The sequence below is a fragment of the Stappia taiwanensis genome, assembly GCF_014635285.1.
Lineage (GTDB): Bacteria > Pseudomonadota > Alphaproteobacteria > Rhizobiales > Stappiaceae > Stappia > Stappia taiwanensis.
The window spans coordinates 594,812-621,685 of record NZ_BMCR01000001.1 but is presented as its reverse complement, the minus strand read 5'-3'; the positions used below and the strand labels follow the sequence as shown (position 1 = coordinate 621,685).

Here is a 26,874-nt window from a genome sequence, read left to right as displayed (position 1 = left end):
TTGATGACCGCACCGCTTGGATATGGCGCACAGCCGCGCGCGCCCTTTGCCACAAATCCGGACAAGAGCCACGGACGCCTTTTTCCCGAACCGGAAAGCCCCACCCGCACGCCGTTCCAGCGCGACCGGGACCGGATCATTCATTCCACCGCCTTTCGCCGGCTCAAGCACAAGACCCAGGTCTTCGTCTATCATGAGGGCGATCACTTCCGCACGCGGCTCACTCATACCATCGAGGTGTCGCAGATCGCCCGCTCGCTCGCCCGGGCGCTGCGCCTCGACGAGGATCTCGCCGAATGCCTGGCGCTCGCCCATGACCTAGGCCACACGCCGTTCGGGCATGAGGGTGAGGATGTGATGGACGCCTGCATGGCGCCCTATGGCGGGTTCGACCATAATGCCCAGTCACTGCGGGTGGTCACCAGTCTGGAGCGGCGCTACGCCGAGTTCGACGGGCTCAATCTCAGCTGGGAAACCCTGGAGGGGCTGGTCAAGCACAACGGTCCGCTGGTGGGGCCGGATGGGGCGCCGCTTGGCAAGTTCGCCGGCAGTGAGCTGCCGTTCGCCATCCGCGCCCATTCGCAGCGTCAAGACCTGAGGCTCGACACCTGGCCGAGCGCGGAGGCGCAGGCAGCGGCAATCGCCGACGATATCGCCTATGATGCCCATGACCTTGACGATGGCTTGCGGGCGGGGCTGCTCCGTATCGAGCAGATCCGCGAGGTGCCTTTCTTTGCCAGCATTCTGGATGAGGTCGACGCGCGGTATCCGAATCTGGAGGAGCCGCGCCGCATCCATGAGATCGTGCGCCGGTCGATCACCCGCATGGTGGAGGATGTGATCCGCGAAGCGGTGACGCGGATTGCGGCGGCCGCGCCGGCCTCCGTGGAGGATGTGCGCGCCGCTCCCGGGGCGCTGGTGGCGTTCTCCGCCGAAATGGCCCGGGCGGAAGGGGAGGTGAAGGCCTTCCTGTTCGCCAATCTCTACCGGCATCCGGATGTTCTGGCGGTGCGGCGAAAGGTGTCGCAGGTCACCCGCGAGCTGTTCGAGGCCTATTTCGCGGATCCGGCCCTGATGCCCGAGGAATGGCGCCGGGGCCTGGAAGATGCCGCCACCGACCGGCGCGCCCGCCGGGTCTGCGACTTCATCGCCGGCATGACCGACCGGTTCGCGATGGACGAGCACCGGCGCCTGTTTGACCACACTCCGGATTTGGGCTAGTCCGCCAGTCCGATTTCTCCACCGATTTCCAGGGACTGCCCGCGTGCCCCACGCCGAGGTGTCCGCCCGGGAATGTCGAAAGAAGCCAGCGATGAACATCTTCAGCGAATTCACCGGCCGTGTCCGTGCCGCCGTCCTTGACCTTTACCCGAATGGCGAAGTGGCGCCGGAGGCGCTTGAGCGCATCGTGGTCGAGCCGCCGCGAGACCCGGCGCACGGGGACCTGGCGACCAACGCGGCGATGGTTCTGGCCAAGCCGCTGAAGACCAACCCACGCGCTTTGGCCGAAGGGCTGGTGGAGCTGCTGTTGCGCGACACTGATGTCGCCGAGGCGTCCGTCGCCGGGCCCGGTTTCATCAACATGCGTCTGGTCCCGGAGGTCTGGACGAAGGTGATGCGCGCGGTGCTGGAAACGGGGCGGGATTTCGGCCGTTCCGACCTTGGCGGCGGGCTGAAGGTGAATGTGGAATACGTCTCGGCGAATCCCACCGGGCCGATGCATGTGGGCCATTGCCGGGGCGCGGTGGTGGGCGATGCGCTGGCCTCGCTGCTGGACTTCGCCGGCTATGACGTGACCCGCGAGTATTACATCAACGACGCCGGGGCCCAGGTGGATGTGCTGGCCCGTTCGGCCTTCCTGCGCTACCGCGAGGCGCTCGGCGAGGACATCGGCGAGATCCCGGAGGGGCTTTATCCGGGCGACTATCTGGTGCCGGTGGGCAAGGCGCTGGCCGCCGAATACGGCGAGCGGCTGAAGGACATGGCCGAGGAGGCATGGCTGCCGCTGGTCAAGAATGCGACGATCGCGGCGATGCTCGATCTGATCCGCGCGGACCTTGCCTTGCTCAACGTGCATCACGAGGAGTTCTTCTCCGAGCGCACGCTGCATGAAGGCGCCGACGGCAAGCCGTCTCAGATCGAGGAGATGATCGAGGAGCTGCGGGCGCGCGATCTGGTCTATGAGGGCACCTTGCCGCCGCCGAAGGGCCAGTTGCCGGAGGATTGGGAAGACCGGGAGCAGACCCTGTTCCGCGCCACCGCCTATGGCGACGACATCGACCGGCCGCTGCTGAAGTCAGACGGCTCCTACACCTATTTCGCGGCGGACGTCGCCTATTTCCGCTCGAAGTTCCGTCGTGGCTTCAAGGAGATGATCTTCATTCTCGGCGCCGACCATGGTGGCTACGTCAAGCGGCTGGAAGCGGTCGGTCGGGCGATTTCCAATGACGATGCCAAGGTGATTGTCCGCCTGTGCCAGCTCGTGAAGCTGTTCCGTGGCGGTGAGCCGGTGCGCATGTCGAAGCGGTCCGGCGATTTCGTCACCCTGCGCGATGTGGTCGAGGAGGTCGGGCGCGATCCGGTGCGGTTCATGATGGTGTATCGCAAGAATGACGCACCGCTGGACTTCGACTTCAAGAAAGTCACCGAGCAGTCCAAGGATAATCCGGTTTTCTACGTTCAGTACGGTCACGCCCGGTGCCGGTCGGTGCTTCGTCAGGCGGCTCAGGAATTGACCGATATGGATCAGTCGGTTGCCGCGCTGCGTGAAGCCGATTTCGGTCTTCTGGACGATTCGGGCGAGCGCGAGATCATTGCCCGTCTGGCGGCATGGCCCCGTCTGGTGGACAGCGCGGCGGAAGCACATGAGCCGCACCGGGTCGCCTTCTACCTGCACGAACTGGCCAGTGCCCTGCATTCCCACTGGAATAGAGGCAAGGATTTGCCGCAATTACGCTTTATTAACATTGAAGATCGACAAACAACATTGGCCCGTCTTGGATTGGTACAGGCGGTCTCCGAGGTTCTCGCGTCTGGCTTGTCCATCCTGGGCGTCGACGCGCCCGAGGAGATGCGGTAACGGCGGGCGGTTTTCGCGCAGATGCCGTTGGCGCGTGCGGGAGGCCGGTACAGACAAGCGGGAAAGCCATCAGCATCATGCCCAATCGTTCGAACTTTTCGGTCAATGACGGGGACAATCGCGACGGACGACAGCGCGCGGATGACGATTTCGCACCTTTCGAGGAAGATCCGCTCGTTGAGTTGGCGCGGATCGTCAGTGAGGGAAATGCGCAATTTCAGTCGGTGACGCCGCCGCAGGCCGGCGAGCCGGTCGTGGAAGAGCCGTATCCGCTGTCAGACGAGGCGTCCCGCGATCCCTATGCCGTCGAGCAGGAACCCTACGCACCGGTAGAGGCCGGCGGCGCCTATCATGAGGCGCCGGTCGGCGATGGCTGGGCGGAGGAGGAGCTTCCCGCCGCCCAGGAGGATCCCTACGCTCCGCAGCCGTATGCGGAGCACGGCTATGTCGATGAGCCGCAGGGCTATGCCGCCGTGCCGCAAGCCTATGCGGAAGGGCCTTATGCCGAGGAGGCGCCTCAGCAGGTCGACCCGTACCAGGTTGATCCTTATGCGGCGGCGGATCCTCATGCGGACGCCGCGTTGCGTCATCAGGAGGCCCTGACGCCGGAGACCTACGAGGATCCGATGGCGCTGGCCGGAGAATCCAGCGCTCAGCAGCCAGATGCCCATTGGAGCGGCGATGCGATCTGGGAGGCTGAAGCCCATCTGGGTGATCAGCTCCAGGCGCCGGTGAGTGAGCCTGAGGTTGCTGCCGATCCGGTTCGGCAGGAGGCCAGTCTTTCCGACGATCTTTCGGCGTCGCTTGAAGATGGGTTGATGAGCGCGCTCTACGTGAATACGGGGCAGCGCGCGGTGGAGTCGGCGCCCGAGCCCGAGCCTGTTCCCGTTCCTGAGGATCGGTTCGACGATATCTTTCTCGAAGAGCCTGTGCTCCCTGGCGATCACCCGGACCAGAGTGGAGCCGAGGCTGCCGAGTGGGGGGCTGGGGCCGCCGTTGGTGTTGCCGGTGTTGCCGCTGCGACCCAAGGGCAGGCGCCCGCGCCGCGTGCCTTCGATCACCTGCGGGCTGCCGAGCCTGCACCGCGCGAGCCGGCGTATTTCGATCCGGAGGGCGAGGCGCCGCCTCCGCCGGAAGGATATGACCTTGATGCGGTGGCTCAGGCCATGCGTGAGGGCGATCCGCAGCTTGGCGGTCATGGCGTTCTGCCGCCTCATTCGGAAAGCGAACAGGCGGCGGTGCCGGAGAAGAGTTCCCGGCGCGGCCTTTATGCGGCTGCCGCTGTGCTTGGAGTGGTCGTGGTTGGCGGCGGTGCCTTCACCTTGCTGAACATCGGTGGCGATGATGCGCTCTCCGGCCCTCCGCCGGTGATTGCCGCGCAGACCGGGCCGATGAAAACCTTCCCCGAACCGGAAGAGCCGTCCGCCGCCGGTCAGAGCAAACTGATCTACGATCGGGTTGGCGGCGTCGAAACCCCGCGCGGTGAACAGTTGCTGGAGACGGACGAAACGCCGGTTGCCTCCCTTCCGCCGGCGCCGACCAACACCGGGTCGCAGTCTAGCGGTGTCGAGGTGCCTTCGGGACCGCGCCGCGTGCGTACCGTGGTGGTGCGTCCGGACGGAACGATCATTTCGGCTGATGAGCCGACCTCCAGCGCGCCCACTGCAACGCCGGTTACCGCAGGCGGCAATGTGGATACGCCGACCCGGGTGGCGACCCGTCCGGTCACGGTGCCTGGTGCCGGGACGTCCGCCCCAGCATCTGGCGTGGCCTCTGGTTCCGCCGGAACCGCGACGCCGGCTTCAACACCGGCGACAACCACGACACCGCCGACGACCGCCGCCGCCGGGGGCGCCACGCAGCCGGCGCCAGGGAATGTGCCGCGCGGCAAGCCGATCGATATCGAGCGGATCGCAGCAGCGGCGACGCCGCCGCCGGCGACACGCCAGGTTGCTGCAGCGCCGAGCACGTCCGGAACCGCGCCGATGGATCTGACCAGAAATGGGGGCGCGGCGCGCCCGGCCGCTCCGGCGGCTGCCGCCAGCGGTTCGATTCCCGCCGGGGCCTATGTTGTGCAGGTGTCCTCACAGCGCTCGCAGGCCCAGGCACAGACGGCATTCGATGACCTGCAGCGGCGCTATGGATCGGTGCTTGGCGGCGTGACGCCGGTCATCCAGAAGGCGGATCTCGGCGACCGTGGCACCTTCTACCGGGTGCGGATCCCGGCCGGATCGCGTGACAACGCCATCTCGCTTTGCGAGCGGCTGAAGGCGGCGGGCGGCGATTGCTTCGTGCGCCGGAACTGAGCCGCGAATGTCGAAGGCCTTCATTACCGGCTGCGCCGGTTCGCAGTTGACCCCTGACGAGCGTTCCTTCTTTGCGGAGGAGCGCCCTTGGGGGCTCATTCTGTTCGGGCGCAATTGTGAAAGCCCGCAGCAGATCCGCGATCTGGTCGCCGACTTCCGGGCGTGCGTCGGTGCGGAGGACGCGCCGGTGTTGATCGATCAGGAAGGTGGCCGGGTGCGCCGGCTGCGGCCGCCACACTGGCCGGACTATCCCGCTGGTGCCGTTTTCGGCGCGCTTTTCGACGCGGACCGGCCGGCCGGCTGCCGGGCGGCCTGGCTCGGTGGCCGGTTGATGGGTGCCGACCTTGCCGAACTCGGTATCACCGTCGATTGCCTGCCGATTGTCGATCTGCCCACGCCGGAAACCAGCGATGCCATCGGCGACCGTGCCTATGGGCGGACGGTGGAAGCCATCACGGAGATCGGGCGAGGCCTCTCGGATGGATTGGCGGCGGCAGGCGTCTTGCCTGTCCTGAAGCACATTCCCGGGCATGGACGGGCGCGGGTCGACAGCCATCTGGAGCTTCCGGTGGTGGATGCCTCTGCCGAGGATCTCTCGACCCTGGACTTCGCGCCCTTTCGCCGGCTTCGCGATCTGCCGATGGCCATGACAGCGCATGTGGTTTATTCCGCGCTCGATGCGGAGCGCTGCGCCACACGGTCGCCGATCATCATCGACAGGATCATTCGCCGGGACATCGGCTTTGACGGGCTGTTGATGAGCGATGATGTGTCGATGAAGGCACTCGGCGGGGACATGAGCGGGCGCATTCGCGATCTGTTTGCCGCTGGCTGCGACATGGCCCTGCACTGCAATGGCGATTTCGCGGAGATGCGGGCCGTTGCCGCCAACAGTCCGGAGCTCGCCGGCCGGGCGGCGGAGCGGGCGGAGGCGGCGCTTGCCGCGCGCCGCGCACCGGAAGCGCCGGTCGATCTTGTGGCGCTGCGGGCCGAGTTCGACGCCATGCTGGCGCGTGCGGGAGCGCTGCTGCAAGGGGCCTGAGCCACAGACTGCCGGGGCGGTTTATGCGATTCCGGTTTTTCGCATGATGATCTAGGATGGGCTGGCATGGGTCTGGTACTCGAAACGTGCCGGACAGGGGAGGTGCCAGTGCAGGACTCCTTTCTCGATGGCATGACGCCGGCGGAGGTCCGGGACGACCGGGCCAGCACCGATCCCGCGCTTGTCGTCGATGTGGAAGGCTTTGAAGGGCCGCTCGACCTTCTGTTGACGCTCGCGCGCAAGCAGAAGGTGGACCTTGCGCGGATCTCGATCCTGGCCCTTGTCGAACAGTATCTGGAGTTCGTGGCCGAGGCGCGGCGCCTGCGACTGGAGCTGGCTGCCGACTATCTGGTGATGGCGGCATGGCTTGCCTATCTGAAATCCCGGCTCTTGATTCCCGAGCAGAAGGACGAGGATGCGCTGAGCGGCGAGGAAATGGCCGCCGCGCTGGCCTTTCGCCTGCGCCGACTGGAAGCAATGCGGGATGCGGCCGCGAAGCTGATGAGCCGCAGCCGGCTCGGCCGCGACGTGTTTGCCCGGGGGCGGCCGGAAACCGTTTCCATCGAGCGGCAAAGCCGCTGGAGCGCATCGCTCTACGACCTTCTCACTGGCTATGCGGCGCAGCGTCAGCGTAGCTCGGTCACATCGGTGCATGTGCGCCGGCGCACGGTCTGGTCCCTGCAGGAGGCCCGCGACCTCTTGACCCGCCTGTTGGGATCAACGGTGGACTGGGCGCCGCTCGATGCTTATCTGATGCGCTACATTCAGCGGGACCGGGAGCAGGCCAGCACGGTGCTGGCCAGCACCTTTTCCGCCAGTCTGGAACTGGTGCGCGAAGGGGAGATCGAATTGCGCCAGAGCGAACCGTTCGCTCCGCTCTATCTGCGGCGCCGTCCGCAGGACCTGAAGCCCATCACCGGGCCCGAACAAGACGAGGTTTGACGTGGAAGGGGCGTCCCAGCCGACAAACGACGAGGCAAGCACGCCGGATCTCGGTGCCGACCGGCGCGGGACCTTGCGGATGATCGAGGCGCTGTTGTTCGCCTCCAGCGAACTCTTGAGCCTGGACGAGATTCGCGCCCGGCTGCCGCGCGGGATCAATGTGCGCGCGCTGGTGAAGGAGCTGCAGGGGATCTATGCCACGCGCGGGGTCAATGTGGTGGAGGTCGATGGCCGCTGGGGGTTCCGCACCGCAGAGGATCTGGCCTATCTGCTACACCGGGAACAGGTGGAGGAGCGCAAGCTGTCGCGCGCGGCGCTGGAAACCCTCGCCATCATCGCCTATCACCAACCGGTGACCCGGGCGGAGATCGAGGAAATTCGCGGCGTGTCCACTTCCAAGGGGACGCTGGACGTCCTGCTGGAGACCGGATGGATCCGCATGCGCGGCCGCCGCCGTACCCCGGGGCGGCCGGTGACCTATGGCACGACCGCAGAATTTCTGGAGCATTTCATGCTCACTTCGGTCGGCGACCTGCCGGGGCTTGAAGAGTTGAAGGGGACCGGATTGCTCGACAGTGCCATTCCGGCCGGGTTCCAGGTGCCGTCCCCGGATGATTCGGCGGATCTTCGCGAGGAAGAGGATCCGATCGACGATGAGCATATGTACGAACTTCCTCTTGAGGGCGATGGACCGCTAGATGACCGTGATGACCAAACCGGATGATCGCACTCTCGTGCCGGCAAAGCGCTGGGGCGTGCGGGGAACCGCCGCCGCGACGATTGCCGCGCGGCTGACCTTCGAGCATGTCAGTCACGACTATGCCGGGCTGGCGGCGGTGCGCGACGTCACGCTGGCTGTGGAGCCGGGCGAGGTTCTGTGCCTGCTCGGTCATTCCGGCTGCGGCAAGACGACGTTGCTGCGGATTGCCGCCGGCGTGGAACGGCAGAGCACAGGACGGGTGCTGATCAACGAGCGCGAGGTGGCCGGTCCGAACGCCTTCTTGCCGCCGGAAAAGCGCGGCGTGGGGCTGATGTTCCAGGACTATGCGCTGTTTCCGCATCTGACCATCGCCGATAACGTTGCCTTCGGCCTCACCCATCTGGCGAAGAGCGAGGCCCGGCACGAAGCCGTGGTGGCGTTGACCCGGGTCGGGCTCGCCGATTACGCGGACGACTATCCTCATGCCTTGTCAGGCGGCGAGCAGCAGCGCGTGGCGCTCGCCCGGGCCATTGCGCCGCGCCCGGGCGTTCTGCTGATGGACGAGCCGTTCTCCGGCCTCGACCGGCGCCTGCGCGATGCGGTGCGCGATGAAACCCTGTCGGTGCTGCGCGAAACCCGGGCAACCTGCGTGCTGGTCACGCATGATCCCGAAGAGGCGATGCGCATGGGCGACCGGATTGCCCTGATGCGAAAGGGGCGGCTGGTGCAGCTCGGCGGCGCGGACGATCTTTACAATCATCCGGCGGATATGTTCGTCGCCCGGTTCTTTTCCGAGCTCAACGAGATCGATGCGGTCGCCGGCACCGGCGAGGTGGAGACCGCCTTCGGCCGGTACGCCGCGCCGGGAATCTCTCCCGGCGATGCGCTGGACGTGTGCGTGCGGCCGCAAGGTGTTATTCTTGGGGAGCCGGGCGAGGGGCGCGCGGGCCGGGTCCTGCGTCGGCGCTTCATTGGCGAGGTGGATCTGGTCGATGTCGCGGTCGAAGGGCTCGACCTGCCGATCAAGGCGCGGATTCGCGATGGTGGCCGCTTTGCCGTGGGCATGGATGTCGGTGTGCGACTGGACGAGCGGGACGTGCTCGCCTTTGCCCGACAGGATGACGATAGCTGACAGTCGGTGAGTATCGCAGTTTGACGCCGAAGAAGCGCAAGGCTTCTGTTGCGATTGCTTGCGCTTTGTTGCAATAGTGCCGCGCCGGAGCGCGGGCACCGGACAGACCGAGGAGTTGGGCGTATGGGTATCAGTGTTTGGCAGATCCTGATCATTGCGGTGATCGTTGTTCTGCTGTTCGGGCGCGGCAAGATCTCCGAGTTGATGGGAGACGTGGCCAAGGGAATCAAGAGCTTCAAGAAGGGGCTCAATGAAGATGACGATGCGCCGGCCGAGACGGCGAAGACCATCGATCACAAGGCGGACGACACGGTCACGATGACCAAGTCCGAGGACAAGACGAAGGCCGGCTGAACAGCTCGGGCTGACTCATCCGGCGTGACCGGTTTCGCGCGCGCGGGCGATGCCCCTCGCTGCGATCCGGAGTGACCACGCTTCGCCTTCACGACCTTCTTACCGCGGAAAACGGACGCTCATGTTCGATATCGGCTGGACGGAACTGCTTGTTGTCGCCGTCGTCATGGTTCTGGTCGTCGGACCCAAGGACCTGCCTCGCATGTTGCGCACCTTTGGCCAGACCCTGGGCAAGGTTCGGCGTATGGCGAACGAGTTTCAGTCGACCTTCAACGATGCCCTTCGGGAGGCAGAGCAACAGGCCGATATCGCGGATATGAAGGCGGAGGTGGAGAAGGTGGGCAACCTCGATCCGCTCGGCGATCTGAAGCGCACGATCGAGGAGGACACCAAGAGGAAAGCCGCCAGGAAGGCCAAGGCGGAGGCTGCTGCCAACTCGTCCGTGCCGGCGTCGGACACTGCGGCGGAGGTGCCGCCGGCACCCGCCACCCCAAGCGACACGGCGGCGGTCCAGAGCGAGCCGGCAGGCGAGCAACCGAAGGCGGCGGGTGATTCCAAGGCATGACACAGGACGACATCGAATCCTCCAAGGCGCCGTTGATCGAGCACCTGATCGAGCTGCGCCAGCGGCTGTTGCGCACGGTGATCGCGATCCTGATCGCCTTCGTCGCCTGTTTCTACTTCGCGCAAGACATCTACAACATCCTCGTCATTCCGTATGAGCGTGCCGCCGGGCATCCGGTGGAGATGATCTATACCGCGCCGCAGGAATGGTTCTTCACCCAGTTAAAACTGGCGTTTTTCGGCGCCCTGTTCATTGCCTTCCCGGTGATCGCCTCGCAGATCTACATGTTCGTTGCGCCGGGGCTCTACAAGCATGAGCGTGGCGCCTTCCTGCCGTTCCTGGTGGCAACACCGATCCTGTTCGTCATCGGCGCTTGTCTGGTGTTCTTTCTGGTCATGCCGATGGCCATGGGCTTCTTCCTGTCCATGGAGCAGGATGGCGTCGACGGACAGACCAAGGTGCAGTTGATCGCCCGGGTCAGCGAGTATCTTGGCCTGATCATGACGCTGATCTTTGCCTTTGGCCTGGTGTTTCAGTTGCCGGTGCTGCTGACCCTTTTGGGCCGGGTCGGGCTCGTCACGTCGGATGGTCTGCGGGCAAAACGGAAATACGCGATCGTCATCGGTTTCGTCATGGCGGCGATCCTGACGCCGCCCGATCCGATCAGCCAGATCGGTCTTGCACTCCCCACCCTGCTTCTCTACGAAGTGTCCATCATTTGCGTCAGGCTGGTGGAAAAGAAGCGCGCCGAACGGGAAACCGCCGAAGCGGAAGACTGATTGGCTCCGGCTATCGGCTGGACACGCGTTTCCATCTCCGCTGGTGAGATCTGTGCGCTGCCGGTCCCGGGTTTCGGGCCGGGGCGCATCATGGCCGTCATGGCCAATCCCGGGGTTGTTGCATGTTTGATATCAAGTGGATCCGCGACAATGATGCGGCGTTTGACCGCGCGATGGCACGGCGGGGGCTGGAGCCGCAGGCGGCACGGCTGATCGCGCTGGACGACCGGCGGCGGGAGCATATCGCCTCGCTGCAGCAGGCGCAGGAACGGCGCAACGCCGCCTCCAAGGATATCGGCAAGGCCAAGGCGTCCGGCGACGAGGAGCGGGCTCGTGCGCTGATCGAGGAAGTCGCCAAGCTCAAGTCGGCTCTGCACGAGGGTGAGGAGGCGGAGCGCGAGCTGACCGCCGAACTGACCCGCGCCCTGAGCGAGTTGCCGAACATGCCGCATGACGACGTGCCCGAAGGGCTCGACGAAAGCGCCAATGTGGAGCTGCGTCGCTTCGGCACGCCGACCGAATTCGCATTCGAGGCGAAGGAGCATTTCGATGTTGCCGCCGGCGCTGAGGGCATGGCCTTCGAGACCGCGGCGGCCATGTCCGGGTCGCGCTTCGTGCTCCTGAAGGGGCAGATTGCCCGGCTGGAGCGGGCGCTCGGTCAGTTCATGATGGATCTGCAGACCGGCGAGCACGGCTATACGGAAGTCTCGCCGCCGCTGCTGGTGCGTGACGAAGCGCTCTATGGCACCTCCCAGCTGCCGAAGTTTTCCGAGGACCTGTTCCGCACCACTGATGATCGCTGGTTGATCCCGACCGCCGAGGTGCCGTTGACCAACATGGTCGCCGGGGCGAGCCTCGATGAAACTGCGCTGCCTATCCGGGTGACGGCGCTGACCCCCTGTTTCCGGTCGGAGGCCGGTTCGGCCGGGCGCGACGTGCGTGGCATGCTGCGCCAGCATCAGTTCTGGAAGTGCGAGTTGGTGTCGATCACCACGCCGGACGCATCGCTCGGTGAGCTTGAGCGGATGGTGGGCTGCGCCGAGACGGTGCTGCAGCGGCTCGAGTTGCCCTATCGGGTGATGACCCTGTCGGCAGGCGACATGGGCTTTGCCGCGCGCAAGACCTATGACATCGAGGTCTGGCTGCCGGGTCAGAATGCCTATCGGGAAATTTCGAGCTGTTCGGTCTGCGGCGATTTCCAGGCACGGCGCATGAACGCCCGCTATCGCAGCGAGGGCGAGAAGGGGCTGAAGTTCGTGCATACGCTGAACGGCTCCGGTATTGCCGTCGGCCGGGCGCTGATCGCCGTGCTTGAAAACTACCAGTGCGAGGATGGCGGTGTGATCGTCCCGGACGTGCTGCGCCCCTATATGGGCGGACTGGAAAAGATCGGGGGCGCGTGATGCGTATTCTGTTGACCAACGACGACGGGATCGAGGCGGATGGCCTCGTCGCCCTGGAGAAGATTGCGCGCGAGCTGTCCGACGATGTGTGGATCGTGGCGCCGGAAACGGACCAGAGCGGCGTTGCCCATTCGCTGACGCTGCATGACCCGTTGCGCTTCCGTAAGCTGGGCGACCGGCGTTTTTCGGTGCGCGGCACGCCGACCGATTGCGTTATCATGGGCGTGCGCGAGGTGATGCCGGAGCGGCCGGACCTGATCCTGTCCGGGGTTAACCGGGGGCAGAACGCGGCCGATGACGTGACCTATTCGGGCACCATCGCCGGGGCGATGGAAGGCACCTTGATGGGCATTCGCTCCATGGCTCTGTCCCAGGCCTACAACTGGGCGCCGGGCGAGCGGCCGAACTACCATACGGCGGAGGCCCATGCTCCGGCGCTGATCGACCGGCTGCTGAATTTCTCCTTCCCGCCCGACACCTTGCTTAACCTGAACTTCCCGGCCTGCGAGCCGGACGCGGTGGGCGAGGTGGCTGTGACCCGTCAGGGCAAGCGCAAGGTCAGTGAGTTGGCGCTGGATGCGCGCAAGGACGGGCGCGGTGTTCCCTATTTCTGGCTTGGCTTCCGCAGCGGCGAAGAGACCCCACCGGAGGATACGGACCTGGCGGCGCTGGCACGCGGCAACATTTCCGTGACGCCGCTGAAGCTCGATCTGACGGCGCATGACGTGCTCGCCGATCTTTCGGCCCTGGTCGGCTGAACAGCGCACCGGCCGCGCGGCTCGCGCTCCTTCAGGAGAGGCCGCGCGATCAGGGAGGATATCACGTGGGCGATTTCGACAAGGACAATGCCGGCGAAGAACCGGCGGCGATCTCTTCCCCGCAAGAGGACGCGGACCGGGAGGCGATTGCGGCCCTGACGCTGCGGCTGCGCTCGGGCGGCATTCGCGACAATCGTGTGCTTTCGGCCATCGAGCGGGTGCCTCGGCGCCTGTTCCTGTCTGCCGCTCTGCAGAAACACGCTCACACGGATACGGCCCTGCCGATCGAATGTGGCCAGACCATTTCCCAGCCGACCGTGGTGGCGTGGATGACCGCCGCGCTCGAGATCGCGCCTGAACACAAGGTGCTGGAGGTGGGAACCGGGTCGGGCTACCAGGCAGCCGTGCTGGGGCATCTGAGCCGGGAGGTGCACAGCATCGAGCGCTACCGGACCCTTGCCGATCTTGCCCGCGAGCGGCTTTCGACCCTCAAGATCTCCTCGGTGACGGTTCATCATGGCGATGGCCTCGAAGGCCTGCCGGAGAAAGCGCCGTTCGACCGGATCATCGTGACGGCGGCGGGACCGGAAATTCCGCCCGCGCTGTTGGCGCAGCTTGCCGATGGCGGAAAACTGATCATGCCGGTGGGCCCGAAAGGGGGCGTCCAGGTGCTGACGCTGGCGGAGAAGAAGGGGGCGACCATCGTCACCCGGGCCTTGCAGGAGGTGCGGTTCGTGCCTTTGGTCGAAGGCGTCGCCTCGCGTCTCTAGCGCTGTTCCTGCTGCCGACTCGGCGTGAGCAGAAAACTTTCCCGCGATCAAGATGCGCTTCGGCCCTGGGTCCGGCGTTTACCATGACGGCGGCGTCGGCGTGGTGCTGATGGCCGTGTTGTGCACCGCCTGAGCTTGCGGAAAACGGCCGGGCTGAGGCAGGGCATTCGCACGGTCAATGCTGGCCGCATGACCGCCGCGAACCTTGGGGCAGATGGCGCTTTTCCCCAGACTTAAACCTTTGTCAACCTTACCGAGCTTTAATCGGGATAAGAGACTTCAGGTGTTTGGGTCCGAGTAGCGCCATGTCAAATCAGGTTTCCAGAATTTCTTCGCGATTGCTGTCCAGGACGGCGCTGGTGTTGGTATTTGCCGCTCTGGCGGCAGGGTGCAGCGGCGGTGTCGAGCGCTTTGAGGAGCCGATCTTCACCGGCAATACCGACAACCAGCGCGCTCTTTTGATGAGCGGGTCGGTGAGCCAGCCCAGTTTCGATGATGTGGTGGCCGGGCCTGCGAAGACGCAGCCGGTGACGCGGGCGGCTCTGCCGCCGGCCACGTCATCCAATCGTGACATGGCAACGGGCTCGGTCCCGTCGGCGTCGTCCTCCAGCGGCTCCTATCAGCAGGCGCGCGTGGCGCCAAAGCCGGTCCCGCGTGCCAGTACCGGACCGGCGGCAGCATCCCGTCCTGTTGCGACGGCTCCGGCGCTGACGGCAACTGCTGCAACTGCATCTCCGCGAACCGTCCGTGGCTGGACCACGGCGGGTGCGACGCAGGTGAGTGCCCGTTCCGGCGATTCGGTGTCGTCGATGGCCCGGCGCTACGGCGTTCCGCAGTATGTTCTGGCGGAGATCAACAATGTGCCGCCCAACGGTCGTTTCTCGGCCGGGCAACAGGTGGTGATTCCGACGTATGTCTATGGTGCTCGGTCCGCGGGCGTGACGCGCCCGGCAGCGACGGCGACAGCGCCCATGCGCCTGCCTCCGGCAGGGGCGGCGCCGAGTGTGACCGGCTCCATTCCGGGAAGCGCCCCGTCCGGCGGCGCGCTTGCGGCGGTGCCGCGACCCAGTGCCAAGCCGGCGGGAACGGTGCAGGTGGCCTCCACCGCCCAGACCGTCCCGGTGGTAACGCTCCAGGCGTTCCCCAAGAGCAAGCCTGCCAAGCGCGCCACGAGCGGCACACGCACGGCTGCGGTGACGCCGACCAAGGTCGCTGCGGTCAAGCCATCGAAGCCGTCGACGTCGGCCGAGGCCGCGCCGACCAAGCCGATCAAGGTGTCGCGGCCCGAGGCTGACGATAGCGTGCGCCGGTTCCGCTGGCCTGTGCGCGGTCGAATCATTTCCGAGTTCGGCTCCAAGCCGGGCGGTACGCGCAATGACGGAATCAATCTTGCGGTTCCCGAGGGTGCGGATATCAAGGCGGTCGACGATGGCACCGTGATCTATGCCGGCAATGAGCTGAAGGGCTATGGCAACCTGGTGCTGATCCGTCACGATGATGGTTGGGTGTCCGCCTATGCGCATAACAGCGCGTTGCTGGTGAAGCGCGGCGATTCCATCCGTCGGGGGGCGGTTGTCGCCAAGGCTGGGTCGACCGGCTCCGTGACGCAGCCGCAGCTGCATTTCGAGTTGCGGCGCGGGAATAAGCCCGTCGATCCGATGCAGTATCTGGCGCGCCTGTAAGGGGTGTCAGAGCTCGCCGTGATGCGGGCGGCTAGCGAATAGTGGAACGGACCGCCAGGGCTCTGGCGGTCCGTTTTTTCGTTTCTGGCGAGGGAGGAGAGGGGAGAGCGAATCTTGCCTTGGTCCCAGCGGGCGAGGGTGGTTGTTTTCCACAGACGCATGCGGCAAGATCGATGGTTCGCGGGGCGAGAAACTGCCAATTGCCACAGAAACGTCATGAGGGGCGGTTTGAAGCGCTTGACTTGTTCGGCCCGTCGCCGTACATCACCGCCACTCCCGGCGGCCAATTGGTCGCCCCGAGGTGAGCGGGTGTAGCTCAGTTGGTTAGAGTGCCGGCCTGTCACGCCGGAGGTCGCGGGTTCGAGCCCCGTCACTCGCGCCACTCACCTGGAGAAGGAGACCGGTCCGCCAATGGCGGATGAGGCGAGCGGGTGTAGCTCAGTTGGTTAGAGTGCCGGCCTGTCACGCCGGAGGTCGCGGGTTCGAGCCCCGTCACTCGCGCCACTCGCCGAACGGTCTCAAGACCACTATCCTTACAGTTCGATGCGAACAGGATGGCCCGCAAGGGCCCTTTCCTGTTTCGCGTGCGTGGTGCTCCGCCGTATGCGCGCGGCGATCCTGCTGCAGTGCACGCGCTTATGGGCGTTGCGTGGCCGTGGTGGCGCGCGCCGAAGCCGGGCCGCGCGGCAACTTGTTTTCGCAGTTGCGATATCGCGCGCGGGATTAGCACCTTGTTGGGCTTGCGTTGCCGGGAAGCGTGGGCTAAGCGTGCCCCCATGAGTTCGGCTGAGGCGCCATAGTGACGCTCGCGCCGAATGATCGCCTGAAACAGGCTGGGCCGCGAGACGCGGGACGAACGGTCGCCGCGCGGCGGTTCGGGGCTTGGCGCAAGGACAAGATGGACCATGGAAGAGCTGCTGAGAGAGTATGTGCCGATCCTCGTTTTCCTCGGGGTGTCGCTGGTCATCGGCCTTGCACTCCTGATCTCGCCGTTCATTCTCGCCTACAAGAATCCCGATTCGGAAAAGCTGTCCGCCTATGAGTGCGGGTTCAACGCCTTCGATGATGCGCGCATGAAGTTCGACATCCGCTTCTATCTGGTGTCGCTGCTGTTCATCATCTTCGATCTCGAAGTGGCCTTCCTGTTTCCCTGGGCGGTCGCGTTCGGCGATCTCGGCTGGTACGGATTCTGGTCGATGATGGCGTTTCTCGGTGTGTTGACGATCGGCTTTATCTACGAATGGAAGAAGGGGGCGCTGGAATGGGACTGACATCGGGCGAGCCGCTCGTAGCCCAGGCTCCAAAGGGAATCATCGATCCGAACACCGGCAAGCCGGTCGGGGCGAACGATCCGTTCTTTCTCGAAATCAACGACGAACTGGCCGATAAGGGCTTCGTCGTTACCGCGACCGACAATCTGATCCAGTGGGCCCGTACCGGCTCGCTGATGTGGATGACCTTCGGTCTGGCCTGCTGCGCCGTGGAAATGATGCAGATGTCGATGCCGCGCTATGACGCGGAGCGGTTCGGTTTTGCCCCGCGTGCCTCACCGCGTCAGTCCGATGTGATGATCGTTGCCGGCACGCTGACCAACAAGATGGCCCCGGCGCTGCGCAAGGTCTATGACCAGATGCCAGAGCCGCGCTATGTCATCTCGATGGGCTCCTGCGCCAATGGTGGCGGATACTATCACTATTCCTACTCGGTCGTGCGTGGCTGCGATCGGGTGGTGCCCGTGGACATCTACGTTCCGGGTTGCCCGCCGACGGCTGAGGCGCTGCTTTACGGCGTGCTGCTGTTGCAGAAGAAGATACGCAGAACCGGTACGATCGAGCGCTGATCGGCCGGCTTTCACGGAACGATCGCTGGACACCCTCCCGGCATACGGATCACGGCTATGGACGAAACGCTCGCTGAACTTGGCGATCACATTCAAGCAGCCCTCGGAGACGCCATCGATGGCTACACGGTGGCCTATGGGGAACTGAACGTGGAGGCGCGTGCCTCCGAGATCGTCTCCGTGGTCCGGTTCCTGCGCGACGACGCAAGCTGCCAGTTCGTCAACCTGACGGATCTGTGCGGCGTGGACTACCCGGCGCGCGAGAAGCGCTTCGAGGTGGTCTATCACTTCATGTCGCCGAAGCAGAACCTGCGGATCCGCGTGAAGGTGCGCACGGATGAGGACACGCCGGTGCCCTCGATCGTCGATGTCTTCGCCGGGGCGGAGTGGTTCGAGCGCGAAACCTACGACATGTACGGCGTGCTGTTCTCCGGTCACCCCGATCTTCGGCGGATCCTGACCGACTACGGTTTCGACGGGTTCCCGCTGCGCAAGGATTTCCCGCTCACAGGCTATGTCGAAGTGCGCTACGACGACGAGAAGAAGCGGGTTGTCTATCAGCCGGTTCGCCTCAGTCAGGAATTCCGCGATTTCGATTTCATGTCGCCCTGGGAAGGTACGGACTACGTGCTGCCGGGCGACGAGAAGGCGAGCTGAGGGGGCGAGGCTATGGCTGACGAGAGGCTTCAAGGCGGTTGTCTGTGCGGTGCGGTTCGCTTTGCAGCGGAGCCGACAGCCCGCGAGATGGCTGTGTGCCACTGTTCGATGTGCCGGCGCTGGAGCGGCGGTGCCTTCATGGCGGTGGAGTGCCACGGCGTGGACTTCGAAGATCCGGCGGCGCTCGGTGTCTACGGCTCCTCGGAGTACGGTGAGCGCGTGTTCTGCAAGAGCTGCGGTTCGTCGCTGATGTGGCGCATGCGCGATGGGTCGCACATTACCGTCGCGGCCCCGGCGTTCGACGATCCCTCGTCCTTCGCGTTCACGACCGAGATCTTCATCGACGAAAAGCCAGACGCCTATTCGTTTGCCAATTCGACCCAGAAACTGACTGGCGCAGAGGTGTTCGCTCTCTTCGCGCCCAACCAGGATCCTCAACATGGCTGAGGCTCAGGTCCGTAACTTCAATATCAACTTTGGCCCGCAACATCCTGCGGCGCATGGCGTTTTGCGTCTCGTGCTGGAGCTTGACGGCGAGGTCGTGACCCGTGTCGATCCGCATATCGGTCTGTTGCATCGCGGCACCGAAAAGCTGATCGAGCACAAGACCTACCTGCAGGCGGTGCCTTATTTCGACCGGCTCGACTATGTCGCGCCGATGAATCAGGAGCATGCCTTCGCGCTGGCGGTCGAGAAGCTGATCGGCGTCGAGGTGCCCAAGCGCGGGCAGTTGATCCGGGTGCTTTATTCCGAGATCGGCCGGCTTCTGTCGCATCTGCTCAACGTGACCACCCAGGCGCTTGACGTCGGTGCGCTGACGCCGCCGCTCTGGGGCTTTGAGCCGCGCGAAGAGCTGATGGTGTTCTACGAGCGGGCCTGCGGCGCGCGCATGCATGCGGCCTTCGTGCGTCCGGGCGGCGTGCATCAGGACCTTCCGAATGACCTTCTCGACGACATCTGGGACTTTTGCGATCCGTTCCTGAAGACCCTGGACGATATCGAGGGGCTCTTGACCGGCAACCGCATCTTCCAGCAGCGCAATGTCGATATCGGGGTTGTTTCGCTGGAAGACGCCTGGGCGCGCGGGTTCTCCGGCGTGATGGTGCGCGGCTCCGGCGCGCCGTGGGATCTGCGTAAGTCGCAGCCCTATGAGTGCTATTCGGAGCTGGATTTCGACATTCCGATCGGCAAGAACGGCGATTGCTACGACCGCTACCTGATCCGCATGGAAGAGATGCGGCAGTCGGTGCGGCTGATGAAGCAGTGCCTGGAGAAGCTGACGGTTGAGAAGGGGCCCGTCTCCTCGATGGACGGCAAGATCGTCCCGCCGAAGCGCGGCGAGATGAAGCGGTCGATGGAAGCGCTGATCCATCACTTCAAGCTTTACACCGAAGGCTACCGGGTTCCGGAGGGCGAGGTGTATGCCGCCGTCGAGGCGCCCAAGGGCGAGTTCGGCGTCTATCTCGTTTCCGACGGAAGCAACAAGCCCTATCGCTGCAAGATCAAGGCGCCCGGATACGCGCATCTCGCAGCGATGGATTTCCTGTGCCGCGGGCATATGCTGGCCGATGTGTCGGCGGTCCTCGGTTCCCTCGATATCGTCTTTGGAGAGGTTGACCGGTAATGGCCGTTCGTCGCCTTCACCCCGAGCAGCCCGAAAGCTTCGCCTTCACGGCGGACAATCTGGACTGGGCACAGAAAGTGATCTCCCGCTACCCGGAAGGCCGCCAGGCCTCCGCGGTGATTCCGTTGCTTTGGCGGGCGCAGGAGCAGCACGAGGGATGGTTGCCGGAGCCGGCGATCCGCTATGTGGCGGACATGCTGTCGATGCCGCACATCCGCGTGCTGGAGGTCGCGACCTTCTACACCATGTTCCAGCTCGCCCCGGTGGGCAAGAAGGCGCATATCCAGGTCTGTGGAACCACGCCCTGCCAGCTGCGCGGCGCGGAAGATCTGATCAAGGTCTGCAAGAGCAAGATCGCGGCCCATGCGCATGAGCTGTCCGAAGACGGCGATTTCTCCTGGGAAGAGGTCGAGTGCCTTGGTGCCTGTGTCAACGCGCCGATGATCCAGATCTTCAAGGATACCTATGAGGATTTGACGCCGGAAAGCCTCGAAGCGCTGATCGACGATATCGCCGCCGGGCGCGAGGTGACGCCGGGTCCGCAGAACGGGCGGCGGTTCTCCGCCCCCGAAGGTGGCGTGACGTCGCTTGAGGACATCAAGGACGACACCAAGGGCGGGGATCCCTGTCCGCATGTGGTGGCTGGCTCCGAGCCCGCGTCCCATGTCTTCGCCGGGCCGTCGATCAATCACGGCGGCCATGATTACAACGGCGTTCCGGGTGTCTCGACGGCGAAGGCGGCGGCCCCTGCAGCGGCGAAGCCGGCTGCGCAGGCAAGTCTGGACCTGTCGCCCGCCGGTGACCAGCCCGAGCGCGAGCCGGAGCTTCTGGCCGCGCCGCGCAGCGAGGGCGCCGATGATCTGAAGCGGATCAAGGGCGTCGGGCCGAAGATCGAGGAGCTCCTCAACGAGCTTGGCGTCTATCACTTCGAGCAGATCGCCAGCTGGGACGCGGAAAACAAGGCCTGGGTCGACACGCGGCTGAGCTTCAAGGGCCGGATCGACCGCGAAGAGTGGGTCGAGCAGGCAAAGCTTCTTGCCAGCGGCGGCGAGACCGAATTCTCCAGGCGCGTCGACACGGGCGACGTGCCCTCGAGCAAGAGCTAAGGGGAGGTCGAGGGATGCTGACGGACCAGGACCGGATCTTTACCAACATCTACGGCCTGCACGATTGGGGCCTTGAGGGCGCGCTGAAGCGCGGCCAGTGGGATGGCACCAAGGCGCTGCTCGAAAAGGGCCGCGACTGGATCATCGACGAAATGAAGACCTCTGGCCTACGCGGCCGTGGCGGAGCGGGCTTTCCGACCGGCCTGAAATGGTCCTTCATGCCCAAGGAATCGGACGGTCGTCCGGCCTACCTGGTGGTGAACGCCGACGAATCCGAGCCGGGCACCTGCAAGGATCGCGAGATTCTGCGCCACGATCCGCACACGCTGGTGGAAGGCTGTCTCGTCGCCGGTTTCGCGATGGGCGCGATTGCCGCCTACATCTATGTGCGCGGCGAATTCATCCGCGAGCGCGAGCGCCTGCAGGCGGCGATCGACCAGGCCTATGAGGCCGGGCTGATCGGCAAGAACAACAAGCACGGCTATGATTTCGACATCTATGTCCATCATGGCGCTGGTGCCTACATCTGCGGTGAGGAAACCGCGCTGCTGGAAAGCCTTGAGGGCAAGAAGGGTCAGCCGCGTCTGAAGCCGCCGTTCCCGGCGAATGTCGGCCTTTATGGCTGCCCGACCACGGTCAACAACGTGGAGTCCATTGCCGTTGCGCCGACGATCCTGCGTCGCGGCGGAGCCTGGTTCGCCGGGCTGGGCAAGCCTGGCAACACCGGAACCAAGCTGTTCTGCGTGTCCGGCCATGTGAACACGCCCTGCACGGTGGAAGAGGAGATGGGCATCTCCTTCCGTGAGCTGATCGACAAGCATTGCGGCGGCATTCGCGGTGGCTGGGACAACCTTTTGGCGGTGATCCCGGGCGGATCTTCCGTGCCTTGCGTGAGCGCCGAGAACATCATCGATTGCGGCATGGACTTTGACAGTCTGAAGGCGCAAGGCTCCGGCCTTGGCACTGCGGCGGTGATCGTCATGGATCGCTCCACGGACATCATCAAGGCCATCGCGCGGCTGTCCTACTTCTACAAGCACGAGAGCTGCGGCCAGTGCACGCCGTGCCGCGAGGGCACCGGCTGGATGTGGCGGGTGATGGAACGCATGGTCGAGGGCAATGCCTCCCGTGAGGAAATCGACATGCTTTTCGATGTCACCAAGCAGGTGGAAGGACATACGATCTGCGCGCTTGGAGATGCGGCCGCTTGGCCGATCCAAGGCCTGATCAAGAACTTCCGGCCGGTGATCGAGGCGCGTATCGACGAGTTCACTGCCAAGGGCCGCGCGCCGGCTGCGTCCATGGCGGCGGAGTAGGGGCATGACGGGCAACCGGATCGCAATGACGGAATTTCCCGGCGCCGGACGGGAACGGAATTCAAGCCGCGAGGGCAGCAACGCATGACAAGGGTCATCTTCGTCGACGGTAAGGAAGTCGAGGTCCCGCCGGAGTACACGCTGTTGCAGGCGTGTGAGGCGGCTGGCGCCGAGGTGCCGCGTTTCTGTTTCCATGACCGGCTGTCGATCGCCGGCAACTGCCGCATGTGCCTGGTGGAAGTGAAGGGCGGGCCGCCGAAGCCGACCGCCTCCTGCGCCATGAACGTGCGCGACCTGCGTCCGGGCCCCAATGGCGAGGCGCCGGAAATCTTCACCAAGACGCCGATGGTCAAGAAGGCCCGCGAAGGCGTCATGGAGTTCCTGCTGATCAACCATCCGCTGGATTGCCCGATCTGCGATCAGGGTGGCGAGTGCGATCTGCAGGACCAGGCCATGGCCTATGGCGTCGATGCCTCGCGCTACGGTGAGAACAAGCGCGCCGTCGAGGACAAGTACATCGGGCCGCTGGTCAAGACGATCATGACCCGCTGCATTCACTGCACCCGCTGTGTGCGGTTCACGACCGAGGTGTGCGGCGTCGCCGATCTCGGCCTGATCGGTCGTGGTGAGGATGCGGAAATCACCTCCTATCTGGAAAACGCGCTGTCCTCGGAGATGCAGGGCAATGTGGTGGACCTGTGCCCGGTGGGTGCGCTGACCCACAAGCCCTACGCCTTCAAGGCGCGTCCCTGGGAGCTGAAGAAGACCGAGACCATCGACGTGATGGATGCGCTCGGCTCGGCGATCCGCGTCGACACCCGTGGCCGCGAGGTGATGCGCGTTCTGCCCCGGCTGAACGAGGCGGTGAACGAAGAGTGGATCTCCGACAAGACCCGCTACATCTGGGACGGTCTCAAGACCCAGCGGCTCGACCGGCCGTATGCCCGCGTTGACGGCAAGCTGACGCCGGTGAGCTGGGGCGAGGCGTTCGCACGGATCGCGGAGAAGGTGAAGGCAACCAAGCCGGAACGCATCGGTGCGCTGGTCGGTCAGCTGACCAGCGTTGAAGAAATCTTCGCGCTCAAGCAGCTGATGGACGGCCTCGGGGTCAAGAACACCGACTGCCGCTATCCGAATTCACCGCTCGATCCGGCGCTCGGCCGGGCCAGCTACCTGTTCAACTCCACGGTCGCCGGGATCGAGGAGGCGGATGCGATCCTCTTGATCGGCACCAATCCGCGCAAGGAAGCGCCGGTGCTGAACGCCCGGATCCGCAAGCGCTATGCGATGGGCGGTGTGCATATCGGCGTGATCGGCGAAGAGGCCGATCTGACCTATCCTTATGCCTATCTCGGGGCGGGGCCTGACAGCCTGGCCAAGCTTGCCGATCATATGCCGGCCAAGGCCGAGCGGCCGATGGTGATCGTCGGCCAGGGCGCGTTGAACCGGGCCGATGGCGCCGCGGTGCTGGCGCTGGCGGCCAAGGTGGCACAGGCGGTCGGCGCGGTGCGCGAGGACTGGAACGGCTTCAATATTCTGCACACGGAAGCGGCGCAGGTCGGCGCGCTCGATGTCGGCTTCGTGCCGGGCGAGGGCGGTCTTTCGACCGGTGCGATGCTGGAGCCGGGGGCGCTTGACGTCATGTTCCTGCTCGGCGTCGATGAGGTCAATGTGCCGGACGGGGCCTTCGTGGTCTACCAGGGTACCCATGGCGATCGCGGGGCGCACCGCGCCGACGTGATCCTGCCCGGCGCGACCTACACGGAAAAGTCCGGTACCTGGGTCAACACCGAGGGTCGGGTCCAGCTTGGCGAACGGGCCGGCTTCCCGCCGGGCGAGGCGCGCGAGGACTGGGCGATCCTGCGGGCGCTGTCGGCGCAGCTGGACGCGCAGCTTGGCTACGATTCACTGGGTGAGCTGCGGGCAGCGCTTTATGCGGCCTATCCCGCGATGGCGGAGATCGACGGCATTCCGGCGGCCGGCCGTGAGGGTGTTGGCAATGCGGCGGCGCTTGGCGGGACGGTCGACGATGCCGCGTTCCGTAATGCGGTGGCCGATTTCTATCTGACCAATCCGATCGCGCGGGCCTCCGCGACGATGGCCGAATGTTCGGCCCTCGCCAAGGCTCGCACGGCAGAAGCCGCGGAGTAAACGGGGACAATCATGGCGGACCTCTGGGCGGATTATCTTTTCCCCTTCGTCATCATGCTGGCACAGAGCGTTCTTCTGCTCGTCGTGCTTCTGGTGATCGTGGCTTATATCCTTTACGCAGATCGCAAGGTCTGGGCGGCGGTGCAGATCCGGCGCGGCCCGAACGTGGTCGGGCCATGGGGGCTGCTGCAGTCCTTTGCCGACCTCTTGAAGTTCGTGCTGAAGGAGCCGGTGATTCCGGCCGGGTCGAACAAGGCGCTGTTCTTGCTGGCGCCGCTGGTGACCGTGACGCTGGCCCTGGCCGGCTGGGCGGTGATCCCGGTGGCGGATGGTTGGGTGATCGCCGACATCAACGTCGGCATCCTGTTCATCCTGGCGATTTCCTCGCTCGGCGTTTACGGCATCATCATTGGCGGTTGGGCGTCCAACTCCAAGTACCCGTTCCTGTCGGCGCTGCGGTCGGCGGCGCAGATGGTCTCCTATGAGGTGTCCATCGGCTTCGTCATCGTCACGGTGCTGCTGTGTGCCGGTTCGCTCAATCTCAGCGAGATCGTGCGGGCTCAGGAGACCGGGCTGGCCTCGGCCATCGGCCTGCCGTTCCTGACCTTCCTGAACTGGTACTGGCTGCCGTTGTTCCCGATGTTCGTGATCTTCTTCATTTCGGCGCTGGCGGAAACCAACCGTCCTCCGTTCGATCTGGCGGAAGCGGAATCGGAGCTGGTCGCCGGCTTCATGGTCGAATACGGCTCGACCCCGTACATGATGTTCATGCTGGGTGAGTATGTGTCGATTGCGCTGATGTGCTCGCTGACCACCATCCTGTTCATGGGCGGCTGGCTGCCGCCGGTGGATGTGGCGCCGTTCACCTGGGTCCCGGGCATCGTCTGGTTCCTGCTGAAGTCGCTTCTGGTGTTCTTCATGTTCGCGATGGTCAAGGCGATGGTCCCGCGCTACCGCTACGACCAGTTGATGCGGCTCGGGTGGAAGGTGTTTCTGCCGCTGTCGCTGGCGATGGTGTTCGTCGTCGCCGCAGTGCTGATGGCGACCGGCTGGGCGCCCTGAGGCAAGCGGAGACGCAGGAGAAAACATGTCGATTTCGATCGCCGGACTGATCGGCGCGGCCCTCGGGCTCTATATCGGGTGGATCGACTACAAGATCATGGTGGGCGTCCTCCGGGGGGCCGCCGAGAAAAACAGCCAGGGGGCGGGCCGCAAGGGATGGCTCGCCCGGTATGAAGCGCCCTTGCGGTGGCTTCTGCTGGCACTCACGCTCATCGGGTTTCCGGTGATTGGTTATCTTGCGGCCCACTCGCTTGTGGGCTGAGGGGACACGAAAGAACGAGGCTTGATGATATGGCACTGCAACAGGCTGCCAAATCGCTCTTTCTGAAGGAGTTCGTCTCCGCCTTCTTCTTGGCGATGCGGTACTTCTTCAAGCCGAAGCCGACGATCAACTACCCCTTCGAAAAGGGGCCGGTGTCGCCACGCTTCCGGGGCGAGCATGCGCTGCGGCGGTATCCGAACGGTGAGGAACGCTGCATCGCCTGCAAACTGTGCGAGGCGATCTGCCCGGCGCAGGCCATCACCATCGAAGCGGGCCCGCGTCGCAATGACGGAACGCGGCGCACGACCCGTTACGACATTGACATGGTCAAGTGCATCTACTGCGGCTTCTGTCAGGAAGCCTGTCCGGTGGATGCCATCGTCGAAGGGCCGAACTTCGAATTCGCGACGGAAACGCGCGAAGAACTCTACTACGACAAGGAAAAGCTGCTCGCCAACGGAGACCGTTGGGAGCGGGAAATCGCAAACAATATCGCCATGGACGCGCCTTATCGCTAAGGCGCTGGGAGTGGACGTCGTATCGCCGCTGGTCTAAGACACAAGCGATCCTGCTGGCGGCACGGCGCCACTCAACACGGTGACGGGGGCAATCCGAGACATGGTTCTGCAAGCCGTCTTTTTCTACCTCTTCGCGGCGATTGCCGTGGCATCCGCCTTCATGGTGATCGCCGCGCGCAATCCGGTGCATTCGGTGCTGTTTCTGATCCTCGCGTTCTTCAACGCGGCGGGACTGTTCATCCTGATTGGCGCGGAGTTCCTCGCCATGCTGCTCGTCGTCGTCTACGTCGGCGCGGTGATGGTGCTGTTCCTGTTCGTCGTGATGATGCTGGATGTGGATTTCGTCGAGTTGCGGCAGGGGTTCCTCCAGTATCTGCCGGTCGGCGCGCTGGTCGGCATCGTGCTTCTGGTGGAGCTGCTGCTCGGTCTCGGCGCCTGGGTGATTTCGCCCGATCTCGCCGGAACCTTGCCCGCGCCGGCGCCGGCTGCTGCGGATGTGTCGAATATCCGCGCGCTCGGCGAGCTGATCTACACCCGCTACATCCTGTTCTTCCAGATGGCCGGCTTGGTGCTTCTGGTGGCGATGATCGGGTCGATCGTGCTGACGCTCCGGCACAAGCCCGGGGTGAAGCGCCAGAATATCGCGACGCAGGTCGGCCGGACCCGCGAGGCGGCGGTCGAGGTGCGCAAGGTCGAAACGGGCAAGGGGATCTAACGGGTCCCGCCTGAGGTTACCGTACCGGCGCCGGCCTTTCGGCGGTGCCGGTATGTTGAGGATCATCAAGGGTCATCGGTCGCCGTCTGCCGGCAGGCCGGGACCTTCGTC

The 26,874-nt window shown here is 64.7% G+C and carries 26 protein-coding genes and 2 tRNA genes; all 28 read left to right on the top strand.

Annotation, left to right across the window (positions count from 1 at the left end; all coding sequences use genetic code 11):
• Window positions 1–3: 3 nt before the first annotated feature.
• The 28 genes from IEV83_RS02795 (at window position 4) to IEV83_RS02660 (ending at window position 26,763) form a co-directional block, all read left to right on the top strand.
• Window positions 4–1,221, top strand: coding sequence for a deoxyguanosinetriphosphate triphosphohydrolase (locus tag IEV83_RS02795; RefSeq protein WP_181761469.1), 1,218 nt, complete (start codon window positions 4–6; stop codon window positions 1,219–1,221).
• A 91-nt stretch (window positions 1,222–1,312) separates the two neighbouring features.
• On the top strand, window positions 1,313–3,079 hold the full coding sequence (gene argS / locus IEV83_RS02790; protein WP_181761468.1) for an arginine--tRNA ligase: 1,767 nt from the start codon (window positions 1,313–1,315) through the stop codon (window positions 3,077–3,079).
• Window positions 3,080–3,156: 77 nt separating this feature from the next.
• Window positions 3,157–5,385: an SPOR domain-containing protein gene (locus IEV83_RS02785; protein WP_181761467.1), complete on the top strand. Its 2,229-nt coding sequence runs from the start codon at window positions 3,157–3,159 to the stop codon at window positions 5,383–5,385.
• Between the two features lie 7 nt (window positions 5,386–5,392).
• Window positions 5,393–6,427, top strand: coding sequence for a beta-N-acetylhexosaminidase (gene nagZ / locus IEV83_RS02780; protein ID WP_181761466.1), 1,035 nt, complete (start codon window positions 5,393–5,395; stop codon window positions 6,425–6,427).
• Between the two features lie 132 nt (window positions 6,428–6,559).
• Complete coding sequence (locus tag IEV83_RS02775; protein WP_181761523.1) at window positions 6,560–7,369, top strand: segregation and condensation protein A; 810 nt, start codon at window positions 6,560–6,562, stop codon at window positions 7,367–7,369.
• Between the two features lie 79 nt (window positions 7,370–7,448).
• Window positions 7,449–8,093, top strand: coding sequence for an SMC-Scp complex subunit ScpB (scpB, locus tag IEV83_RS02770; protein ID WP_181761522.1), 645 nt, complete (start codon window positions 7,449–7,451; stop codon window positions 8,091–8,093).
• The gene (locus tag IEV83_RS02765) at window positions 8,068–9,201 is read left to right on the top strand and encodes an ABC transporter ATP-binding protein (protein WP_181761465.1); all 1,134 of its coding nucleotides are present in this window, start codon (window positions 8,068–8,070) and stop codon (window positions 9,199–9,201) included. The genes scpB and IEV83_RS02765 overlap by 26 nt, the downstream gene beginning before the upstream one ends.
• 123 nt (window positions 9,202–9,324) lie before the next feature.
• Window positions 9,325–9,555: a twin-arginine translocase TatA/TatE family subunit gene (locus IEV83_RS02760; RefSeq protein ID WP_181761464.1), complete on the top strand. Its 231-nt coding sequence runs from the start codon at window positions 9,325–9,327 to the stop codon at window positions 9,553–9,555.
• Between the two features lie 121 nt (window positions 9,556–9,676).
• Window positions 9,677–10,120 carry a Sec-independent protein translocase protein TatB gene (tatB, locus tag IEV83_RS02755; protein ID WP_181761463.1) on the top strand — a complete coding sequence of 148 codons (444 nt, stop codon included), beginning with the start codon at window positions 9,677–9,679 and terminating at the stop codon, window positions 10,118–10,120.
• A complete protein-coding gene (gene tatC, locus IEV83_RS02750; protein ID WP_181761462.1) occupies window positions 10,117–10,899 on the top strand; it encodes a twin-arginine translocase subunit TatC in 783 nt (260 codons plus the stop codon). The genes tatB and tatC overlap by 4 nt, the downstream gene beginning before the upstream one ends.
• A 122-nt stretch (window positions 10,900–11,021) precedes the next feature.
• Window positions 11,022–12,302, top strand: coding sequence for a serine--tRNA ligase (serS, locus tag IEV83_RS02745; protein WP_181761461.1), 1,281 nt, complete (start codon window positions 11,022–11,024; stop codon window positions 12,300–12,302).
• Window positions 12,302–13,060 carry a 5'/3'-nucleotidase SurE gene (surE, locus tag IEV83_RS02740; RefSeq protein WP_181761460.1) on the top strand — a complete coding sequence of 253 codons (759 nt, stop codon included), beginning with the start codon at window positions 12,302–12,304 and terminating at the stop codon, window positions 13,058–13,060. The genes serS and surE overlap by 1 nt, the downstream gene beginning before the upstream one ends.
• A gap of 65 nt (window positions 13,061–13,125) precedes the next feature.
• Complete coding sequence (locus tag IEV83_RS02735) at window positions 13,126–13,830, top strand: protein-L-isoaspartate(D-aspartate) O-methyltransferase (protein ID WP_308683721.1); 705 nt, start codon at window positions 13,126–13,128, stop codon at window positions 13,828–13,830.
• Between the two features lie 305 nt (window positions 13,831–14,135).
• The gene (locus IEV83_RS02730) at window positions 14,136–15,512 is read left to right on the top strand and encodes a M23 family metallopeptidase (RefSeq protein ID WP_181761459.1); all 1,377 of its coding nucleotides are present in this window, start codon (window positions 14,136–14,138) and stop codon (window positions 15,510–15,512) included.
• Between the two features lie 305 nt (window positions 15,513–15,817).
• Window positions 15,818–15,894 (top strand) — tRNA-Asp (locus tag IEV83_RS02725).
• Window positions 15,895–15,939: 45 nt separating this feature from the next.
• A tRNA-Asp gene (locus IEV83_RS02720) sits at window positions 15,940–16,016 on the top strand.
• 401 nt (window positions 16,017–16,417) lie between these two features.
• Window positions 16,418–16,783, top strand: a complete 366-nt coding sequence (locus IEV83_RS02715; protein ID WP_181761458.1) for an NADH-quinone oxidoreductase subunit A — start codon at window positions 16,418–16,420, stop codon at window positions 16,781–16,783.
• A complete protein-coding gene (locus IEV83_RS02710) occupies window positions 16,774–17,352 on the top strand; it encodes a NuoB/complex I 20 kDa subunit family protein (RefSeq protein WP_181761457.1) in 579 nt (192 codons plus the stop codon). Before IEV83_RS02715 ends, IEV83_RS02710 begins: the two co-directional genes overlap by 10 nt.
• Window positions 17,353–17,409: 57 nt before the next feature.
• The gene (locus IEV83_RS02705) at window positions 17,410–18,009 is read left to right on the top strand and encodes an NADH-quinone oxidoreductase subunit C (protein WP_181761456.1); all 600 of its coding nucleotides are present in this window, start codon (window positions 17,410–17,412) and stop codon (window positions 18,007–18,009) included.
• Between the two features lie 12 nt (window positions 18,010–18,021).
• Complete coding sequence (locus tag IEV83_RS02700) at window positions 18,022–18,456, top strand: GFA family protein (RefSeq protein WP_181761455.1); 435 nt, start codon at window positions 18,022–18,024, stop codon at window positions 18,454–18,456.
• Window positions 18,449–19,633 carry an NADH-quinone oxidoreductase subunit D gene (locus IEV83_RS02695; RefSeq protein ID WP_181761454.1) on the top strand — a complete coding sequence of 395 codons (1,185 nt, stop codon included), beginning with the start codon at window positions 18,449–18,451 and terminating at the stop codon, window positions 19,631–19,633. The genes IEV83_RS02700 and IEV83_RS02695 overlap by 8 nt, the downstream gene beginning before the upstream one ends.
• A complete protein-coding gene (nuoE, locus tag IEV83_RS02690) occupies window positions 19,633–20,739 on the top strand; it encodes an NADH-quinone oxidoreductase subunit NuoE (protein WP_181761453.1) in 1,107 nt (368 codons plus the stop codon). Before IEV83_RS02695 ends, nuoE begins: the two co-directional genes overlap by 1 nt.
• A gap of 14 nt (window positions 20,740–20,753) precedes the next feature.
• Entirely contained in the window at window positions 20,754–22,055 is a 1,302-nt protein-coding gene (gene nuoF / locus IEV83_RS02685; protein WP_181761452.1) for an NADH-quinone oxidoreductase subunit NuoF, read from the top strand.
• Between the two features lie 84 nt (window positions 22,056–22,139).
• A complete protein-coding gene (nuoG, locus tag IEV83_RS02680) occupies window positions 22,140–24,206 on the top strand; it encodes an NADH-quinone oxidoreductase subunit NuoG (protein ID WP_181761451.1) in 2,067 nt (688 codons plus the stop codon).
• A 12-nt stretch (window positions 24,207–24,218) separates the two neighbouring features.
• Entirely contained in the window at window positions 24,219–25,268 is a 1,050-nt protein-coding gene (gene nuoH / locus IEV83_RS02675; RefSeq protein ID WP_181761450.1) for an NADH-quinone oxidoreductase subunit NuoH, read from the top strand.
• A gap of 25 nt (window positions 25,269–25,293) precedes the next feature.
• Entirely contained in the window at window positions 25,294–25,530 is a 237-nt protein-coding gene (locus IEV83_RS02670; RefSeq protein WP_181761449.1) for a hypothetical protein, read from the top strand.
• 29 nt (window positions 25,531–25,559) lie between these two features.
• Window positions 25,560–26,048 carry an NADH-quinone oxidoreductase subunit NuoI gene (gene nuoI, locus IEV83_RS02665; RefSeq protein WP_181761448.1) on the top strand — a complete coding sequence of 163 codons (489 nt, stop codon included), beginning with the start codon at window positions 25,560–25,562 and terminating at the stop codon, window positions 26,046–26,048.
• Between the two features lie 100 nt (window positions 26,049–26,148).
• Complete coding sequence (locus tag IEV83_RS02660; protein WP_181761447.1) at window positions 26,149–26,763, top strand: NADH-quinone oxidoreductase subunit J; 615 nt, start codon at window positions 26,149–26,151, stop codon at window positions 26,761–26,763.
• Window positions 26,764–26,874: the final 111 nt, after the last annotated feature.

Excerpts from the sequence above, each read along its gene's own strand:
- IEV83_RS02795 (WP_181761469.1), top strand. The coding sequence starts at position 4 with ATGACCGCACCGCTTGGATATGGCGCACAGCCGCGCGCGCCCTTTGCC.
- argS (WP_181761468.1), top strand. The coding sequence starts at position 1,313 with ATGAACATCTTCAGCGAATTCACCGGCCGTGTCCGTGCCGCCGTCCTT.
- IEV83_RS02785 (WP_181761467.1), top strand. The coding sequence starts at position 3,157 with ATGCCCAATCGTTCGAACTTTTCGGTCAATGACGGGGACAATCGCGAC.
- nagZ (WP_181761466.1), top strand. The coding sequence starts at position 5,393 with ATGTCGAAGGCCTTCATTACCGGCTGCGCCGGTTCGCAGTTGACCCCT.
- IEV83_RS02775 (WP_181761523.1), top strand. The coding sequence starts at position 6,560 with ATGACGCCGGCGGAGGTCCGGGACGACCGGGCCAGCACCGATCCCGCG.
- scpB (WP_181761522.1), top strand. The coding sequence starts at position 7,449 with ATGATCGAGGCGCTGTTGTTCGCCTCCAGCGAACTCTTGAGCCTGGAC.
- IEV83_RS02765 (WP_181761465.1), top strand. The coding sequence starts at position 8,068 with ATGACCGTGATGACCAAACCGGATGATCGCACTCTCGTGCCGGCAAAG.
- IEV83_RS02760 (WP_181761464.1), top strand. The coding sequence starts at position 9,325 with ATGGGTATCAGTGTTTGGCAGATCCTGATCATTGCGGTGATCGTTGTT.
- tatB (WP_181761463.1), top strand. The coding sequence starts at position 9,677 with ATGTTCGATATCGGCTGGACGGAACTGCTTGTTGTCGCCGTCGTCATG.
- tatC (WP_181761462.1), top strand. The coding sequence starts at position 10,117 with ATGACACAGGACGACATCGAATCCTCCAAGGCGCCGTTGATCGAGCAC.
- serS (WP_181761461.1), top strand. The coding sequence starts at position 11,022 with ATGTTTGATATCAAGTGGATCCGCGACAATGATGCGGCGTTTGACCGC.
- surE (WP_181761460.1), top strand. The coding sequence starts at position 12,302 with ATGCGTATTCTGTTGACCAACGACGACGGGATCGAGGCGGATGGCCTC.
- IEV83_RS02730 (WP_181761459.1), top strand. The coding sequence starts at position 14,136 with ATGTCAAATCAGGTTTCCAGAATTTCTTCGCGATTGCTGTCCAGGACG.
- IEV83_RS02715 (WP_181761458.1), top strand. The coding sequence starts at position 16,418 with ATGGAAGAGCTGCTGAGAGAGTATGTGCCGATCCTCGTTTTCCTCGGG.
- IEV83_RS02710 (WP_181761457.1), top strand. The coding sequence starts at position 16,774 with ATGGGACTGACATCGGGCGAGCCGCTCGTAGCCCAGGCTCCAAAGGGA.
- IEV83_RS02705 (WP_181761456.1), top strand. The coding sequence starts at position 17,410 with ATGGACGAAACGCTCGCTGAACTTGGCGATCACATTCAAGCAGCCCTC.
- IEV83_RS02700 (WP_181761455.1), top strand. The coding sequence starts at position 18,022 with ATGGCTGACGAGAGGCTTCAAGGCGGTTGTCTGTGCGGTGCGGTTCGC.
- IEV83_RS02695 (WP_181761454.1), top strand. The coding sequence starts at position 18,449 with ATGGCTGAGGCTCAGGTCCGTAACTTCAATATCAACTTTGGCCCGCAA.
- nuoE (WP_181761453.1), top strand. The coding sequence starts at position 19,633 with ATGGCCGTTCGTCGCCTTCACCCCGAGCAGCCCGAAAGCTTCGCCTTC.
- nuoF (WP_181761452.1), top strand. The coding sequence starts at position 20,754 with ATGCTGACGGACCAGGACCGGATCTTTACCAACATCTACGGCCTGCAC.
- nuoG (WP_181761451.1), top strand. The coding sequence starts at position 22,140 with ATGACAAGGGTCATCTTCGTCGACGGTAAGGAAGTCGAGGTCCCGCCG.
- nuoH (WP_181761450.1), top strand. The coding sequence starts at position 24,219 with ATGGCGGACCTCTGGGCGGATTATCTTTTCCCCTTCGTCATCATGCTG.
- IEV83_RS02670 (WP_181761449.1), top strand. The coding sequence starts at position 25,294 with ATGTCGATTTCGATCGCCGGACTGATCGGCGCGGCCCTCGGGCTCTAT.
- nuoI (WP_181761448.1), top strand. The coding sequence starts at position 25,560 with ATGGCACTGCAACAGGCTGCCAAATCGCTCTTTCTGAAGGAGTTCGTC.
- IEV83_RS02660 (WP_181761447.1), top strand. The coding sequence starts at position 26,149 with ATGGTTCTGCAAGCCGTCTTTTTCTACCTCTTCGCGGCGATTGCCGTG.